The following is a 15,830-nucleotide window of genomic DNA, read 5'->3' as shown; positions in this document are numbered from 1 at the left end:
GACCGACGTACGGCACGGCCAGCTACATCCAGGCCCTTGAGCGGCACGCCGTCTACGAACTCACGTACGCGCTGGCGAACCTGCCGGCTTCCGATGCGCGGGTTTCCCTTCAGCAGATCGCCGAATCCGTGCTGGGCGTCCTCAGACCTCGGACCGCCCGTTGGGGCCTGACGCTGCACGAACTGCTCCTCAGCGTCGGCGAGGTGACCACCACCGAAGTCAAGGACGAGGCCCGCATGGCCGCGCAGCACGACGACACCTCCGCACAGATCTTCACCGGCCACATGACCATGAACGTCCTCCCGCACGGGCAGATCACCCACCAGGCCAATGGAAGGCTCGAGTCGATGAGCACCTGGAACATAGACCGCCAGGAGATCTCTGGTGGGAACGTGCAACAAGGCGACGGCAACCACCAGTTCAACAGCCCTATAAACCCGGCAAGCGCCGGCAAGGCCAGGGAGGTCGTCGCCGACCTCCTGAGTGCACTGCGCACCGCGGCACAGGCGCGTCCTCCAGTGAGCCGCTGATCGCCGACGCCGAGGTCATCGAAGGAGAACTCACAGCCGCACAGGAGGAAGACAGGGAGCCTGACGCCGGCCTCCTGCGGCGCACCTGGCTGCACATGCGCACCTCGGCCGAACCAGCGGCCATCGCCGTCGCCGTCGCCGTCGCCGGCAGCGCAACCGCATCACTGGTCACCCAACTCGGCCACTTGTTCGGAGTGGCCTGACGCAAGCGCCGTCGTGGATGACCCGCGGCACCGTGGGTCCGGCGCTACCACGTCCGGGGGGCGCAACACCGACACGGCGGGACATCCGCGCGCTGTCTACCCCCTGCCAGGGGTGCGCGGTAGTCGGGGGTGGCACGTACAGGCACAGGCTGCGATGGCCTGGCCCGCGGATCCACCAGGGCCCCGGCCCGCGGCATGCGCACGGCGCGGGGTAAGGATCTCCGGGGGCCCGGCGCACCGTGCCGGGAGCGGTAGCGGCCTCCCGCGCCAGCGGACACTCGGGCCTGAGGGATCCGGGTAGGCCACTCCCCCAGTCGCGCCGTCTTTCGGATCTGGTGCAACCGTCCCTGGCCGGCGGATGTCCGGATCAAGAAACGAGGCCGGCGGTTGCCCCCGGCCATCGCCGCCGTCACGGAGCTGCCGTGCCGGAACCAACCCGTAGAGCCTTCACCGATCCCGGAGAGGGGCACGATGACATTGTGCACACGCGTTCCGATGTCGCCGGTTCCCCGGATTGTGGCCGCCGCCCGCAAGAGGGAGGGTGGTCTCGGGAGGGGCGCACGCGTGTCACGGATGCGGCCGGGGGCTTGGCGAGCGTGAAGCAAGTTGTCAGAGTCCGGAACCGGCGAAGCGGTCGGCGCCGGGGGATGGGGCGCACACCGATGTGCGGTGGCCGACGCGAGATCGTCCACTCCGGGCAGGCGTACGGAGGTGTCGTACATGTCCGAGAAGAACCCAGTGCACGCGAGCCTTGCCGGGGATCACGAGGTCTCGCTGCCGCCTGAAGTCAAGTTGCTGCAGGAAGTCACTCCTCCCTTCTTCCCCGAAGGCGCTTCGGGAATGACCATTCTCGTCGACTGGCCTCCCGGTCACCCCGGGCTCCCCCCGCACCGCCACTCGGGGCCCTCATTCGGCTACGTGATGGAGGGCGCGCTCCGGTTTGAACTCGAGGGCGAGCCGGAACGTGTGATCAAGGCTGGCGAGACCTTCTGGGAGCCAGGCGGAGACATCATCCACTACCAGGACGGTAACGCCCTGTCGGACGGACCGACCAAGTTCCTGGTGGTCATGGTGTGCGCGCCGGGTCAGCCGATGCTCACTGTGGTCGACGAGGAGGAATTGAAGGAACGGGCTCACCTGCGCGCGCCTCGTCCCTCCGCAGGCTGACGCCCGACAACGGCGGCGTCCAGCACCCGGGTGACGACAGCGGAGGAGTTCCCCGGTCTCCAGGACCACGACCTCCTGGGCCGGTCCCTTCGCGACGTACGGCGATGGCCTGCGGACCTTCCTGGCAGGACGCACAGGCGGGCGTCCGGCCTGCGGCGGCCAGCTCCTCGGCAAGAGTGGCGGAGGACAACGTGGGTCTGGCCGAAGCGCGGTTGCCAGCACCACTGAGGAAAGAGGCGAGCACGACGACGCGGCTGCCCGATCCGCGCGTTGATCTCGGTGAACAGCGTTTGAGGGGACGCGCCGGAAGCCGGGACCCGGGCGGTACGCGCCGTGGTCATTTGACGTGCCCGTCGCGACCGGTGCCGGTGCGGACCGGAACTACTCGGCGTCCGAATGGTTGATGCAGTCATGAGGCAGGGTGATCTGGCAGACGCGGAGTGGGAACGGCTGCGGCCGTGCCTGCCGGTCAAAGACATTGGCGTGGTCGGTGGCGGATCACCGCAGGTGATCGCCCGAATCCTGCATCGGGATCGGACCGGGGTACGGAACTGACGTAACTGGCCGGAACGATTCGGGCCGTGGAAGACCGTGTGTGAACGGCGCGTTGTGTCGGCCGACGGAGCCGGGGAGAGCGGCTGGGACGTCTCGGTGGACTCCGCCATCGTCCGTGCGCATGACCACGCGGCCGACGGCACCGACCCACCCCCGGTCCCCGCGTCAAAGGGGACCGAGCAGGCAGAACAGAGACGCCCGATCAGCGGCGGTGGCCGTGACGGGCATCTCCGCCGACCCGGCGGCCGAGTCGCTCCTTGCGCGGCATACGTGGTCTGCGCGAGCACGTCGTGGCGCATATCAGCTCTGCGGTTCGCCCGAACGCAGTGCTGTCGGGGGGAGCTTGGGACCCCACAGTGCCCGGTGTCGCCGGCGACTGAATGCGTCAGCTGGATGGACCGGTCTTCGGGGCCGGAGCGGTCCGGAGTGCTCCGCACGGGCGCTCACCTCCTCATTCCGGTCCTTCTTCAGCGCAGCAGACCAGCCGTCGGCCCGCCAGTCGGGAAACTGCCACACCCACGGGTCCGGGGCACGGGAGAGCCCGCACACGGCCGCGCATTCCCGGCGCACCGCGCCGAACGACCTCTCGGCATCCACGGACGGCGTGGGGCATCCTGGCCTTTGTGCGCACATGAAGGCTCCACGGCGGGGTCCGAACCCGAGAAGGCCCGGCTTGCTGGAGGGCGGAGGCCAGGTGCCAGATGGCCCGGATGGGCCCGGTGGGTGGGGGCTGCCGTCATCGTGGGCGGGGTGGCCCTCCTGGCCGGCTCGCACCGGCGGGAGGTGGCGCAGGCCTACAGCCTCATCTCCCACGTCCGCGGACCGGCACTGACCGCCGCGGTGGCCTGCGAGGCGCTCTCGCTGCTGTGCTTCGCCGCCGTTCCCCGTCGGCTGCTGGCCGGCGGCGGAGTGCGCTGGGGACTGAGTCGCATGGCCGTGATCACGATCGCGGGCAACGCCGTGGCGGGTGTCCTACCCGGTGGAGCCGCCTTCGCCGGCGCTTGGATGTACCGGCAGTTCAGCCGCCGGGGCGTTCCCCCGGCCCTGGCCGTTGCCGTGCTGGTTGCCGGCGGTGTGCTGTCGGCCGTCGGGCTGACGCTGCTCGTCGCCGCCGGTACGGTCGGCTTCGGCGCCGTCGGGACAGCTGCGCCGGTACGGCCCGTCACAGGCGTTCTCCTTGCGGCGACGGCCGCTGTGGCGGCGATCGTGGTCCTGTCCCGGTCCTCGGGCTTCCGAGTCGCTGTGAGGCGCACCTGGGTCTCCGCAGGCCGGCGCTCGTCACTCGTGCATCGCGGGCAGCATGCGCTGGCGGCCGTAGTGGAACAGGCCAGGAGCCTCCAGCCCGGCCTGCGCCCTTGGCTGTGGCCCGCCTTCCTGGCCCTCATGAACTGGCTCATGGATGCCGGGTGCCTGGTCTGCTGCATGTGGGCACTGGGCATCACTGTGCCCTGGCACGGACTGCTCCTGGCCTACGGACTGGCCCAGCTCCCGGGGGGCCTGCGGCTGACCCCGGGCAGTCTGGGCGTCCTCGAGGCGAGCCTGTCCGCGTTGCTCGTCCTCTACGGTCTGGACTCCGGCTCGGCCATCGCCGCAACCCTCCTGTACCGCGTCATCAGCTACTGGGCACTCCAGCCGATCGGATGGACCTGCTGGGCGGCGGTCACCGCCCAGCGCGGCGCGGACCGTGAACGTTCCACCGGCACCCGCCCCCGCTGAGCGGGAAACGTTCTACAGCTGTTGCGAGAGCAGAAGGTCGTGGGCCAGACGAGCGCCGCGTGCCGCTTCGTCCGCCAGGGCAGCGTCGCTGTCCTGTGGAGAGGAGACGCACCCGTGCCCCACCCGGGTGGCGGTGAACGCCTGCGCCGCTCGCTGCCGTCTTCTCCCTCTTCGGCAGCGAACAGACTTCCCGGCCCGGCGGCACAGGGCTGCTCGTCATCGCACCATGGCGAGCGATCTGGGTCTGCGGGGGCGTGGCGGAGCACTTCACGGGTGCGCCGGGACTTGCGGTTGCGGGTTCGGGGTGCGGCCCCATGGATCCCGATTCGCCTGACGGGGTGGGAACGCGCAGCATGGAAATCACCTGAACGGTGTCGTTCACGGAGGTATGAACCGCGATGACTCCGCCCGTACACCAACGGCCCGGCCGCCTCCTCGGAAGTGGCCTCGTCCAGGCGTGACACCGGCCCATCGGCGGCGCGTACGACGCCGTGTCCGCGTATGAATCACCCATCGCGTGACGGGGGCCGAGCGCCGAGGACATCCCACCCTCCCTGAGCTCGATCGGCGTCCTGCGATGCGCTGCTGCGGGCGTTGTCCGCGACGCGGCGGTCGGGCCTCCCGCGGGGTATGTCCGGTCCGGGTTCGGGGAGAGCCCGACGCCACCGAAGCGGGGTTCCGGCGGAACGGTGCGCGGTGCCTGCGGCACCAGCGCACGGCGCAGGGGTCATTGCACAGGCCGGGGCTGTCCGGCCCTGGAGTCCGGGCCTTTCGGCCCGTGCCCTGCCGGCGGAGCCGGGAGAGACGCTGGTGGGGAGTCCCGCAGCGGCTCCGGTCCCCCTCCCGCGGGGGGAGGCCGAGGAACTGCGCGTCGCCAGCCGGACAATCGGCTTCCTCGGCCAGCAGGAGCATCAGGACGCGATGGGGCGGCGCCGACCGCAGTCGAGGACGCGAGCGGCCCGGCTGCGGATGCCGCAGCTTCGCGACGGCTGACCGCGTGGGCTCATGCCCCGACGAGGTGCATCGAGCTCGGAAGGGAAGGAAAGCATGAGCACGTCACATGAGCACGGCGCGGTCGTCGTCGGGGTGGACACCACGCCCGCCTCCAGGCCGGCCCTGGCCTGGGCCGCGGATGAGGCGGCGCTTCGGCGACTGCCGCTGCACATAGTGCTCGCCGTCGACGCGCCCGGCCTGCACGGCGGCTCTGCCGAGCTGACCACGTTGTGGACGTCGTGGGGGCCGGTGGTACGTGCCACGCATGCCCCGGTGCTGGAGGAGGCACGGGACTTCGCCGTTGAGCGGCACCCGGGACTCACTGTGGTCGCCGAACTTGCCGATGGCTCTCCGTTGGACGTTCTGCGCGCGCGGGCACCGGGCAGTGCCATGGTGGTGCTCGGCTCCCGGCACCGCGGCATCGTCCGGGACCTGTTCAGTCGTGAGTCGGTGGGCATGCCCTTGGTCAGGCACGCACCGTGCCCGGTCGCCGTGGTACGGGAAACCGAGCATGTGATCCACGTTCCGCCGGAAGTCGTGGTGGGCGTCGATGGTTCGGCGCTGTCGGCGGAGGCGGTGCAGTTCGCCTTCGAGGAGGCCGCCTTCCACGACGCCCGCCTGCTCGCGGTCGCCACCTGGCAGCCACCCCGTCCGCGCGACTTCCCTTCGGTGGCGACGGGGGACGAAACAGAGGACGAGGTCCGACGGACGCTGGCGGAGTCGACGGCCGGCTGGCAGGAGAAGTACCCGCAAGTCGAGTTCCGGCACGAGGTGATCCCCGGGCACCCGGTACAGGTACTCGGTGACACCGCCCAGCGGGCGCTGGCGCTCGTGGTGGGCAGTCGTGGCCTGGGCGGATTCTCCGGTTTGCTGCTCGGCTCGGTCAGCCAGGGACTCATGCACCACGCGCAGTGCCCCGTTGTCATCGTCCCGCACCCCCACGCCGGGGACGCGAGCGCCTGACCTATCGGTCAAGAGCCCCCGGGGATCAGATGCCTCGCCGTCACGCGCCACGAGGCAAGTCCACGTTCGCCGGTGGACCAGTGCGAAGCGGTTCCCCGCAACGGAACAGGCGCGCCTGTGGCTCGACGATGCCCCACGGCCCTGACGTCGAGCGGTCGCACGCACCGAGGTACGCCCGGCTTCCGAGCCACTCCCGCGGGTCGGCCCTCGGCCCGGGCACATCTCCCTCACGGAGGAGGAGGTGCGGCACGTGCGCGTGGGGAAACCGCGGCAGAACGAGCCTGTGCGTCGTCACGACGTGCCACGGCGGGAACCGCGGCCGAACTGGTTTCGCACACCGGCAGCGCCTGCGTCGTGAGGGGCGCAGGCGTGTCGCTGCGCTGCACGAGCCGAGGTGCGGCCACCGACGGTTGACGGGAACCCGATCGGCCCGTGACCGCGGACCGCCACTCGACGAGCGTTTGAGGGCGCCCGAGGACGCCGCGCCGGGACGTCGCGCTCTCGGTGTGGTGCGGTCGCGCGCGAGCCGTTGGCGGCCGTCGTTCGATCGCCCGTACGACTCCGCCTCAGGGCGCGCAGACGGCCTCGACGAGGTGGCCGACCTTGTCCTCGGGCAGCCGCCTGGAGAGATCGGCTTCGCTGATCATGCCGACGAGCCGGTGCTCCGCGATGACGGGCAGCCTTCGGATCCGGTGATCCTCCATGATGTGCAGGACCTTGTCCACCGCCGCGTCGGCGTCGATCGTGACGGGCTTCCCCTGGGCCAGCTCGCCCGCGGTCATGTGCTTGGGATCCTTGCCCCTTGCCAGGCACTTCACGACGATGTCCCGGTCGGTGATGATCCCGTGGAGCCGGTCGTCCGGGCCGCAGATCGGCAGCGCGCCGATGTCCAGCTCGCGCATCCGACGCGCCGCTGCGTCCAGTGTCTCGGTTTCCTGGACGCATTCGGCGCCCACGTGCATGATGTCCCGCGCAGTGGTCATCGCTGCCTCCGTCGCGTTGTCTCAGGGGCGGACCCCCGATGGGGCCTTGCCCTCACTGCCGGATCGATACGACCAGCCTGATACGCGCGCACTCGTTGCCAATAGGGCCAAACGGGCCACTGCGTCCAACGTCGCGCCACCCCTCATTCAGGTCATCCGTGGCCTATGTGACGGGGAGCCGGGTCCGCGCCCTGCGACGGAGCCGATCGGCCGGTCGCCTCACCCCACGCGGATCAGCGGAGGGCATTCCCAAGTGGCATCGAGCACCTCGGGACGCGGCCGGTACATCCGTAGCACGACGAACCAGGGGCCGTACCTGGAGGTGGGCAGCCAGTTGGCCTCCTTGTCACTCCCGGGAGACCGATCCTGCAGGTGGATGGTCAGCCCGCCCTCGGCATCCCGTGTGAGGCCGTGGGTCCGGTCGCCGACGGAGTAGCGGCCGGCCTCATTCGGAATGAGGTTCATGTCGTCGCCGTAGGCGCTCAGCGACCAGAACGCCTCGGCTGGAGGCATGGTGTCCGCGTCGAAGTGCAGTTCGTAGCGGCCGCCGGCGCTCAGTCTGTTGCCGTCGGCGTCTTGGAAGTTCGTCAAGTACACCGCCTCTGCGGGATCGTTCGCCGTCACCCCGAGCAGGGACTGGTCTGCGGCACGTTTGAGGAAGTCGTCGCCGAAGCGTCCCATCTGCGGAGGCGGGTAGCGCCAGCCGTGGACCAGGTGTGCCCAGTCACCGCTCAGGGTCTGCTGCTTGAGCATGGGCAGGCCGACCGCGGCCGCCCTGACGAGGCTGCGCTTGACCGCATCGGGCTGCGCCTCGATGTCGAGACCGGGTCCCACACCGATCTGGGCGAACTGTTTGAGAAGGACCTCGTGGTGGGCCGGCGGAGGATTCTCTGCCAACATCGCGTTCAGGGTCTTCCAGGGTCCGAGCGGATCCTCCTTGGCGGTGACCGGCTTGAGGACGTCACGGCTCTCTGGGACGTGTGGCTCGGATTCACCGAACAGCGCGAGCGGCGTGAGCCTGTAGCGATCCTGCAGTTCGCGCACGGTGGGGACGTCCCGCACCCCGTCCACGAGAGTCCGGCCGAGGACGAGCACCCAGGGACTGGGCGCCTTCTCCAGTGGACGGACATCCGGCGGCAGGTCTCCCGTCCAGTCGGGGCCGACGAGAGCGAAGTGCCCGGCGGCCGGGCCGGTGGTGCGCTGTCCGACGTAGTCGAAGTTGTCCGACGTGATCCCGATCAGTTCGAAGGTGAAGTACCGGTCGCCCATCTCGGGATGGGAGAGGACGACCGGCCCCTCGCGGAGGTCGACCCACGCCACCGAATACAACGTGTCGTTGTTGGGGCACCCACCGTCGCGATAGGTGGCATCCAGGAGACGTTCGGCGTGCCAGAAATGGTTGACAGGCGCATACGGCACCGTGGCGGGATTCCGCGGTTGCGTCACCCAGTCGTATCGGAGTTGAGCGTTGTACATGTACGGGAAACCGTAGACGAATGCCTGCTCACCGAGCGTGTAGGCGTATTCGCTGTGCCAGTCCCCGACGTTCCCGGTCACGAGAGGTCCCACCGCCTGCCGCAGCGTAGGAATCATGTCCGACAGCCGGCGCACCCTTTGGATGGTCGCCTTGGGGTGAAGAACCGCATGCCCGGTGGTGCGTACTGCCGTTGCCGCGGCTTCTGCCACGTCCTCGGCCAAGCCGCGCCGATGTCGCATCTTCGTCGTTGCCACCATGTCCACATCACTTCACTGAAAGGCCCTCTCTGAGGAAGGGCGCTCCGATTCGTGGCTCATTTCCATGTTGCGTGCCTCCGCTTCAGCGGGCCAATGCAGGGATGACGATGTTCGCACGCGCCGGCGTGGCGTGCGCACCGGTGCCGGGCCGACCTGGCACACACGTTATGTGTCGCGCTGCGAAGGGCTGACCTTCCGGTTGCATGCTCGAGCGGTCCAAGCAGCCTCCCCCTCACGTCCGGGTTCGCGTCCGGGTCCAAACCTCCCACGACGATCGGGGTGGACCGGCGGCACACACGGAAGTGAGCCAACCGGCCTTCCCGTCAGGTCTGCGGGCGTCACGTCGGCCGGGTGCGAAGTGCACCGATGTGCGCGTTGCCATGGCCGCCGCCGGTGCCGCTGCTGCTTCCGGGGAGCGGGCTGAAGCGGATCGCCGACCACCTCAAGGCACTGGCTCGAGCCCAGGATGAGCTCCACGAGGCCGTCTTGGCCCGGAAGTGGGGTTGTCCGCCGTGCTCAAGCTGGTCGTGTCCACCGTCATGGACCTCGTCGGCGCCCGGTACGGCGTGCTGGGCGTGCTCCACGAGGACAGGGAGCCTCGCCCCGTTCGTCCCGATGGGCCTGTCGGAGCAGGAAAGGAGCGACCTCGCGACCGCCCACGCCGCACTGCCACTCGACGGCTTCCTGCAAAGGCCGGCCGCCGAGCACCCAGTGGCGGCCAGGACGACACGGCGATCCGGGCCCTAGGCATCCCCGCCTCCTGACATCATGACATCATGCGGGCCGTCCCGGCCCCGAACCGCGCGTCGTCCGGCCGCTATGTGGTGGCCAGTACGTCGTCCTCGATCCGGCGCCGAACGCGTCGCGTGAGCTCTTCCAGGGCCGGCGAGCGGGTGACCCGCGGCGCGACGGGGCCGTGGATCCTTCGGGCGTTGTGGGGCAGCGCCGCGAGGTCGGCCGCGAACCGGGCGTGTGCCCAGGCCAGGGGTTCCGGCTTCGAGGTCCGCCGGCCGTGCGACATGACGGTGATCAGCAGCGGCTCGGCGCCCGGCGGGACCTCTTCGTCCCTCAGCGCGATCACATCGGCGCAACCCGGATGCCGGATGACCTGCTTGGGTCCCGGAGCGGTCACCTTGGCCGTGGACAGTTTCATCACGGGCCGGCCGTCGTAGGTGACCAGTTTGTACGCCGAGTCCAGGTACGGAGCATCGGCCGACGCTCCCACGCGCGTACCGACGGCGTAGGTGTCGATGGGTGCACCGGCGCGTACCAGCTCCTCGATGCGGTACTCGTCCAGGCCTCCGCTGGCGACGATGCGCACGTCGGGAAGGCCGGACTCGTCGAGGACACGGCGGGTGATCACGGCGAGGGCCGCCAGATCACCGCTGTCCAGTCGGATCGCGCAACCCGGGGGCGGGCCCAGTTCCTTCAGGACACGCGCCGCGGTGACCGTTCCCGCCACGGTGTCGTAGGTGTCGACGAGGAAGGTCACGGGTCCCGGGTGGGTCGCGGCGAACGCGCGGAAGGCCGTTTCCTCGTCGCGGAAGGCTTCGATGTAGGAGTGGGCCATCGTTCCGGTGGCGGTCAGCCCGTACGCGTCTGCGGCGGCCACGTTGCTCGTAGCGGTGAAGCCGACCATCGCGCCCAGCCGAGCCGCTTTCATGGCTGCCTCGATGCCTTGGGTGCGCCGCAAGGAGAAGTCGACGACCGGGTGTCCGTCGGCCGCGAGTACGCACCGGGCCGCTTTGGAGGCGATCGCGGTCTGGTGGCTGATCTGGTTGAGGACGTAGCTCTCGACGAGCTGGGCCTGCGGCAGAGGCGCGGTCGCCTCCAGCAGGGGTTCTCCGCCCAGGACGATCCGGCCTTCCGGTACGGCGCGGACCTCGCCGTCGAAGCCGGTACCCTGCAGGGGGGTGAGGTCGCCGCACGGCCGGTGCAGCAGATCGGCGAAAGCCGCGACGTCCTCAGGACGCACCCGGAACCGGGACAGGTGGTCGAGCACCGCGTCCAGCCCGGCGGCGACCAGGAAGCCCCGCTCGGGAGGAAGGTCCCGGACGAACAGGCTGAAGGTCGCGGGCGCCGTCATGCCCTCGTGGACGTAGGACAAGGCCATCGTCACCTCGTAGAGGTCCGTGATGAGCGCTCGGGACATCTCTGCCGCCTCCTCGGAGGTCCGGGGCGCCCGGCCTCGCCGGCCTCGTACGGATGCCGGGCGCACGATTCGCCGACGCGGGGCCGGGGCGCGTCTCCCAGTGCAACGCGGGGCACCGGACGGGCGGCAGTGCCGAGCGGGCAGGTTTCCGGGCCGATCGGCCCATCCGCGTCTCCTCGGAGGGTGCGTCCGTCGTCCGCGTAGCACCATGGTGGTAGGCGATGCGTGTGATCGTCGTGACGGCCCGCCCCCGCGTGCCGAGCGGCGGCGACGAACCCGGCGGCGCTCCCGCCCCGACGGCGAGGGCCGGCTCTCTGGATGGCGATCATGGACAGCGAAACACTCGACCGCAGCGACTGGAAGATGGTGCTCGAGGGCGTAACCGCTCGTCACGACGGGGACCTTGTGACCGTAGAAGTGCTGGACCCGTTGCTCGGCCCCCAGCACGAGGCCGAGCGGCTGCCCTTCTCCTACCTCGACTACGACCCCAAGGACGACGCCGTGATCGCCGCGGTCGGCGGCCGGCCTCCGCGGTACCCCGTTGTCCTCCGTCACATGATCGTGCGTCCCCAGGAGATCGACATCGCCACCATGGACGTGCCCGAGGCGGCTGTCCGGATCGTCGCGGAGGACGGCACCCCCACCTTGATCACCTTTTACCCGGCACGGCCCCGCGGGGTCTGACGGCCGGGTCGGACATCACACCACGCAGCAGGGGAGATGACGATGCGCGCCCACCTCGGCGACCAACTCATCGTGGAGAGCCCGAGCACCGGGGCCACCCGCCGCGAAGGGGAAATCGTCGGACTGCACCACGACGACGGAACGCCGCCCTATGACGTCCGCTGGTCGGACACGGACCGGACGTCTCTTGTCTTCCCGGGACCCGACGCCCACGTCCACCATCTCGAACAGCGGTCCCCGGACACGACGTGAGAGCGCACGGGCGGACCGGCCCATGACGGCCGGACTGCGAGGGCCTGATCCTCGCAGCCAGGCCATGGAGGGAGTGTCCTGTGGCATGGGAGACGATCCGCAAGGAACCGCACCCGCGCGTGACGCCCAATCTGGTCGACTACGATCAGGGCTGCCGGGACTTCTCGTGGCGGCGGGCGCGCACCGCCCTGGCGGGTCTGCCGGACGGCCGCGGCCTGAACATCGCCCATGAGGCCGTGGACCGGCACGCGGGAGGAAGCTACGGCGGGCGGACCGCGCTGCGCTGCGTGACACGCGACGGCACCACGACGTCCGTTTCGTACGCTGAACTCGCCTGCGCCTCCTCGCGGTTCGCCCACGTCCTGCGGGCCTTGGGCACAGGACGAGGTGACCGCGTCTTCACTCTGCTCGGCCGCTGCCCCGAGCTCTACGTCACCGTGCTCGGCACCCTGAAGAACACCAGCGTGCTGTGTCCGCTCTTCTCCGCCTTCGGCCCCGATCCGGTGGCCCATCGGCTGCGGCTCGGCGACGCGCGAGTCCTGATCACCACAGAAGCGCTCTACCGCCGCAAGGTCGCCGGCCGGCGCGCCGAACTACCCGGTCTGGAACACGTACTGCTGACAGGGCCACCCCCGGCGCAGCCGCTGCCCGGAACCGAATCGTTCGAACACCTCATGGCCGCCGCCCCGGACGACTTCACCATTCCGCCCACGGATCCGCAGGACATGGCCCTGCTCCACTTCACGAGCGGCACCACGGGCACGCCCAAGGGGGCGGTCCACGTGCACGAGGCCGTCGTCGCCCACCACGTCTCCGCGTTCTACGCCCTGGACCTCCATCCGGAGGACGTGTACTGGTGCACCGCCGACCCGGGCTGGGTCACCGGCATGTCCTACGGCTGCATCGCCCCCCTCGTCCACGGGCTGCCCGTGGTGGTCGACGAGGGTGACTACGACGCGCGGCGCTGGTTCCGGATCCTCGCGGATGAAAGGGTGACGGTGTGGTACACCGCCCCCACTGCGGTGCGGATGCTCATGCGGGGCACGTCGCTGCACGGCGCCGAGGAGATGACCCACGCATACGACCTGTCCGCTTTGCGGTTCATCGCCTCGGTCGGGGAGCCCCTCAATCCCGAAGCGGTGCTCTGGGGCCAGGAGGCGCTCGGTCTGCCGATCCACGACAACTGGTGGCAGACCGAGACCGGAGCCATCATGATCGCCAACTTCGCGGGCACCGAGATCCGCCCCGGTTCGATGGGCCGCCCGCTGCCGGGCATCGAGGCGGCGGTCCTGGAACGCGGCGAGGACGGCCGGGCCCGGCTGACCGACGGCCGCGTCACCGTCGTACGCGAACCGGGGACGGAGGGGGAACTCGCCCTGCGGCCGGGCTGGCCTTCGATGTTCCGGGGCTACCTGCACGACAAGGCACGCTATGACGCCGCCTTCGCCGACGGCTGGTACCTGACCGGTGACGTGGCGCGGCAGGACGCCGACGGCTGGTACTGGTTCGTCGGACGCGCCGACGACATGATCAAGTCGGCCGGTCATCTCATCGGGCCGTTCGAGGTGGAGAGCGTGCTCATGGAGCACCCGGCGGTCGCGGAGGCCGGCGTCATCGGCCGGCCCGACGCGGTGGCCGGGGCAGTCGTGAAGGCATTCGTCTCCCTGCGGCCCGGCCACCGGCCGGACGAGGCCCTGCGGCAGGAACTGGTGGCCTTCTCCCGGCGTCGGCTGGGCCCGGCCGTGGCCCCCCGCGAGATCACGTTCGACCAGGACCTTCCCAAGACCCGCAGCGGCAAGGTCATGCGCCGCCTGCTGCGGGCCCGCGAACTGGGACTGCCCGAGGGGGACACCTCGACACTGGAGGGATCATCGTGACCGCCGCCGCGCGCCCCCCGCGGACGCATCCCCGCAAGGCCGCGCCCAAGAGCACACCCGACCGTGACGCGCTGACCGTGATGCTGCGCATCCGCCGCTTCGAGGAGCGCTGTGTGGAGCTGTACAGCGCGGCGAAGATCCGCGGCTTCGTCCACCTGTACATCGGGGAGGAAGCCGTGGCCGTCGGCGTCTGCGCCGCCCTGACGGCCGAGGACGCCGTGGTGTCCACCTACCGCGAGCACGGGCACGCCCTGGCGCGCGGGATCCCGGCGGAGTCGGTCATGGCGGAGATGTACGGCAAGGTGACCGGTTGCAGTCGGGGCCACGGCGGCTCCATGCACCTGTTCGACGCGGCCCACCGGTTCTACGGGGGCAACGCCATCGTCGGGGGCGGCCTGCCCTTGGCCGCGGGCCTCGCACTCGCCGACCGCATGTGCGACCGGCCCCAGGTGACGTGCTGCTTCTTCGGTGACGGGGCCATGGCCGAGGGCGAGTTCCACGAGACCGCCAACCTCGCGGCGCTGTGGGACCTGCCCTTGCTGCTGGTGTGCGAGAACAACCAGTACGCCATGGGCACGGCTCTGCGCAGAGAGCACGCCCAGACGGATCTGGCGATGCGCGCCGCCTCCTACGGCATGGCCGCGTGGGCGGTGGACGGCATGGACGTCCATGCCGTCGCGAGCGCGACCCGCCGGGCGGTCGAGGGCATCCGGGCGGGCAGCGGGCCCCACTTCCTCGAGTTGCGCACCTACCGTTTCCGCGCCCACTCCATGTACGACCCCGACCGCTACCGTGACAAGGCCGAGATCGAGCGGTGGAAGGAACGCGATCCGATCGACCTCCTTCTCGGGCGGATGCGCGCCGCGGGTGAGCCCGTCGACAGGGAACTCCCCGGTATCGAGCAGCGGATCAGCGAGGAGATCGACGCAGCAGTCGACGCCGCCGAGCGGGCTCCGGCCGAACCGGTCGAAGCACTCTTGCGCCAGGTGACGAGCCCGCCCCAGGAGACCGGGGAGGCGAGCGAGCCGTGAGCGACCCCGGGAACGGTACGAAGACCACGTACCGCGAGGCCCTGCGCGAAGGACTGCGACAGGCGCTGCGCGAGGACGACCGCGTCTTCCTGATGGGTGAGGACGTGGGCCGGTACGGAGGCTGCTTCGGCGTGAGCCTTGGTCTGCTGGAGGAGTTCGGGCCGGAGCGGGTCCGCGACACCCCCCTGTCGGAGTCCGCTTTCGTGGGTGCGGGCATCGGCGCGGCCCTGGCCGGCATGCGGCCGATCGTGGAGATCATGACCGTCAACTTCAGCCTGCTCGCCCTGGACCAGATCCTCAACACCGCCGCCACCATGCTGCACATGTCCGGCGGGCAGTTCTCCGTGCCCCTGGTCATCCGCATGACCACCGGGGCCGGACGACAGCTGGCCGCCCAGCACTCACACAGTCTCGAAGGGTGGTACGCCCACATCCCCGGCATCCGCGTGCTCGCCCCCGCCACCTTGGAAGACGCGCGCGGCATGCTGGCCCCGGCACTCGCGGACCCCGACCCGGTGCTGATCTTCGAGCATGGCTCCCTGTACAACGCCTCCGGCGAACTCCGTCCGGACTCCGCTGCGGCAGGGCTGGACGACGCCGCCATCCGGCGCAGGGGCGACGATCTGTCCGTCATCGCCTACGGTGGGTCGCTGCCGAAGGCCCTCGCCGCGGCGGACGAACTGGCCGGCGAAGGCATCAGCGCCGAAGTGGTGGACCTTCGCACCCTCCGTCCCCTGGACGACACCACCCTCACCGGTTCCGTCTCCAGGACCCATCGGGCGGTCGTCGTCGACGAAGGCTGGCGCAGCGGAAGCCTCGCCGCCGAGATCTCCGCGCGCCTCACCGAACAGGTCTTCTACGAACTCGACGCGCCGGTGGAGCGCGTGTGCAGCGCGGAGGTGCCCATGCCCTACGCGCGACGGCTGGAAGAGGCGGCGCTGCCCCAGGTCGGCGACATCGTCGCCGCGGCACACCGGGTGGTCGGCTGAC

Annotated in this window: 11 protein-coding genes and 1 pseudogene; 9 read left to right on the top strand and 3 right to left on the bottom strand. The window is 70.2% G+C overall.

The features are described 5' to 3' along the window. Positions 1–203 precede the first annotated feature (203 nt). The 4 genes from OIE69_RS42265 (at position 204) to OIE69_RS42250 (ending at position 6,127) form a co-directional block, all read left to right on the top strand. A complete protein-coding gene (locus OIE69_RS42265; RefSeq protein WP_326580789.1) occupies positions 204–530 on the top strand; it encodes a hypothetical protein in 327 nt (108 codons plus the stop codon). A 923-nt stretch (positions 531–1,453) separates the two neighbouring features. Next, positions 1,454–1,900 (top strand): cupin domain-containing protein, encoded by a 447-nt coding sequence (locus OIE69_RS42260; protein WP_326580788.1) that lies wholly within the window; start codon positions 1,454–1,456, stop codon positions 1,898–1,900. 1,278 nt (positions 1,901–3,178) lie between these two features. Then, on the top strand, positions 3,179–4,171 hold the full coding sequence (locus OIE69_RS42255) for a lysylphosphatidylglycerol synthase transmembrane domain-containing protein (protein ID WP_326580787.1): 993 nt from the start codon (positions 3,179–3,181) through the stop codon (positions 4,169–4,171). A gap of 1,047 nt (positions 4,172–5,218) precedes the next feature. Then, complete coding sequence (locus tag OIE69_RS42250; protein WP_326580786.1) at positions 5,219–6,127, top strand: universal stress protein; 909 nt, start codon at positions 5,219–5,221, stop codon at positions 6,125–6,127. A 566-nt stretch (positions 6,128–6,693) separates the two neighbouring features. Here the strand turns inward: OIE69_RS42250 and OIE69_RS42245 are convergent. The 3 genes from OIE69_RS42245 to OIE69_RS42235 all read right to left on the bottom strand — a co-directional run bounded on the left by OIE69_RS42245 (position 6,694) and on the right by OIE69_RS42235 (position 10,996). After that, positions 6,694–7,110: a CBS domain-containing protein gene (locus OIE69_RS42245; protein WP_326580784.1), complete on the bottom strand. Its 417-nt coding sequence runs from the start codon at positions 7,108–7,110 to the stop codon at positions 6,694–6,696. A 219-nt stretch (positions 7,111–7,329) separates the two neighbouring features. Continuing rightward, positions 7,330–8,844, bottom strand: coding sequence for a DUF1254 domain-containing protein (locus OIE69_RS42240; protein WP_326580783.1), 1,515 nt, complete (start codon positions 8,842–8,844; stop codon positions 7,330–7,332). Positions 8,845–9,661: 817 nt separating this feature from the next. After that, positions 9,662–10,996, bottom strand: coding sequence for a nicotinate phosphoribosyltransferase (locus tag OIE69_RS42235; RefSeq protein WP_326580782.1), 1,335 nt, complete (start codon positions 10,994–10,996; stop codon positions 9,662–9,664). Between the two features lie 327 nt (positions 10,997–11,323). Here OIE69_RS42235 and OIE69_RS42230 point away from each other — a divergent pair, with 327 nt between their 5' ends. From OIE69_RS42230 to OIE69_RS42210, 5 genes and pseudogenes are all read left to right on the top strand, one after another. Then, positions 11,324–11,680 carry a DUF5335 family protein gene (locus tag OIE69_RS42230; protein WP_326580781.1) on the top strand — a complete coding sequence of 119 codons (357 nt, stop codon included), beginning with the start codon at positions 11,324–11,326 and terminating at the stop codon, positions 11,678–11,680. 42 nt (positions 11,681–11,722) lie between these two features. Next, positions 11,723–11,926: pseudogene (locus tag OIE69_RS42225) on the top strand (DUF1918 domain-containing protein); the annotation flags it as partial. A gap of 86 nt (positions 11,927–12,012) precedes the next feature. After that, positions 12,013–13,809: an acetate--CoA ligase gene (acsA, locus tag OIE69_RS42220; protein ID WP_326580780.1), complete on the top strand. Its 1,797-nt coding sequence runs from the start codon at positions 12,013–12,015 to the stop codon at positions 13,807–13,809. Beyond that, positions 13,806–14,840 carry a pyruvate dehydrogenase (acetyl-transferring) E1 component subunit alpha gene (gene pdhA / locus OIE69_RS42215; RefSeq protein WP_326580779.1) on the top strand — a complete coding sequence of 345 codons (1,035 nt, stop codon included), beginning with the start codon at positions 13,806–13,808 and terminating at the stop codon, positions 14,838–14,840. Before acsA ends, pdhA begins: the two co-directional genes overlap by 4 nt. Then, positions 14,837–15,829, top strand: coding sequence for an alpha-ketoacid dehydrogenase subunit beta (locus tag OIE69_RS42210; protein ID WP_326580778.1), 993 nt, complete (start codon positions 14,837–14,839; stop codon positions 15,827–15,829). The genes pdhA and OIE69_RS42210 overlap by 4 nt, the downstream gene beginning before the upstream one ends. Position 15,830 lies beyond the last annotated feature (1 nt).

It is taken from the genome of Actinacidiphila glaucinigra (genome assembly GCF_035918135.1).
GTDB classification, from domain to species: domain Bacteria; phylum Actinomycetota; class Actinomycetes; order Streptomycetales; family Streptomycetaceae; genus Actinacidiphila; species Actinacidiphila glaucinigra.
This window is presented reverse-complemented; position numbering and strand designations above follow the sequence as displayed.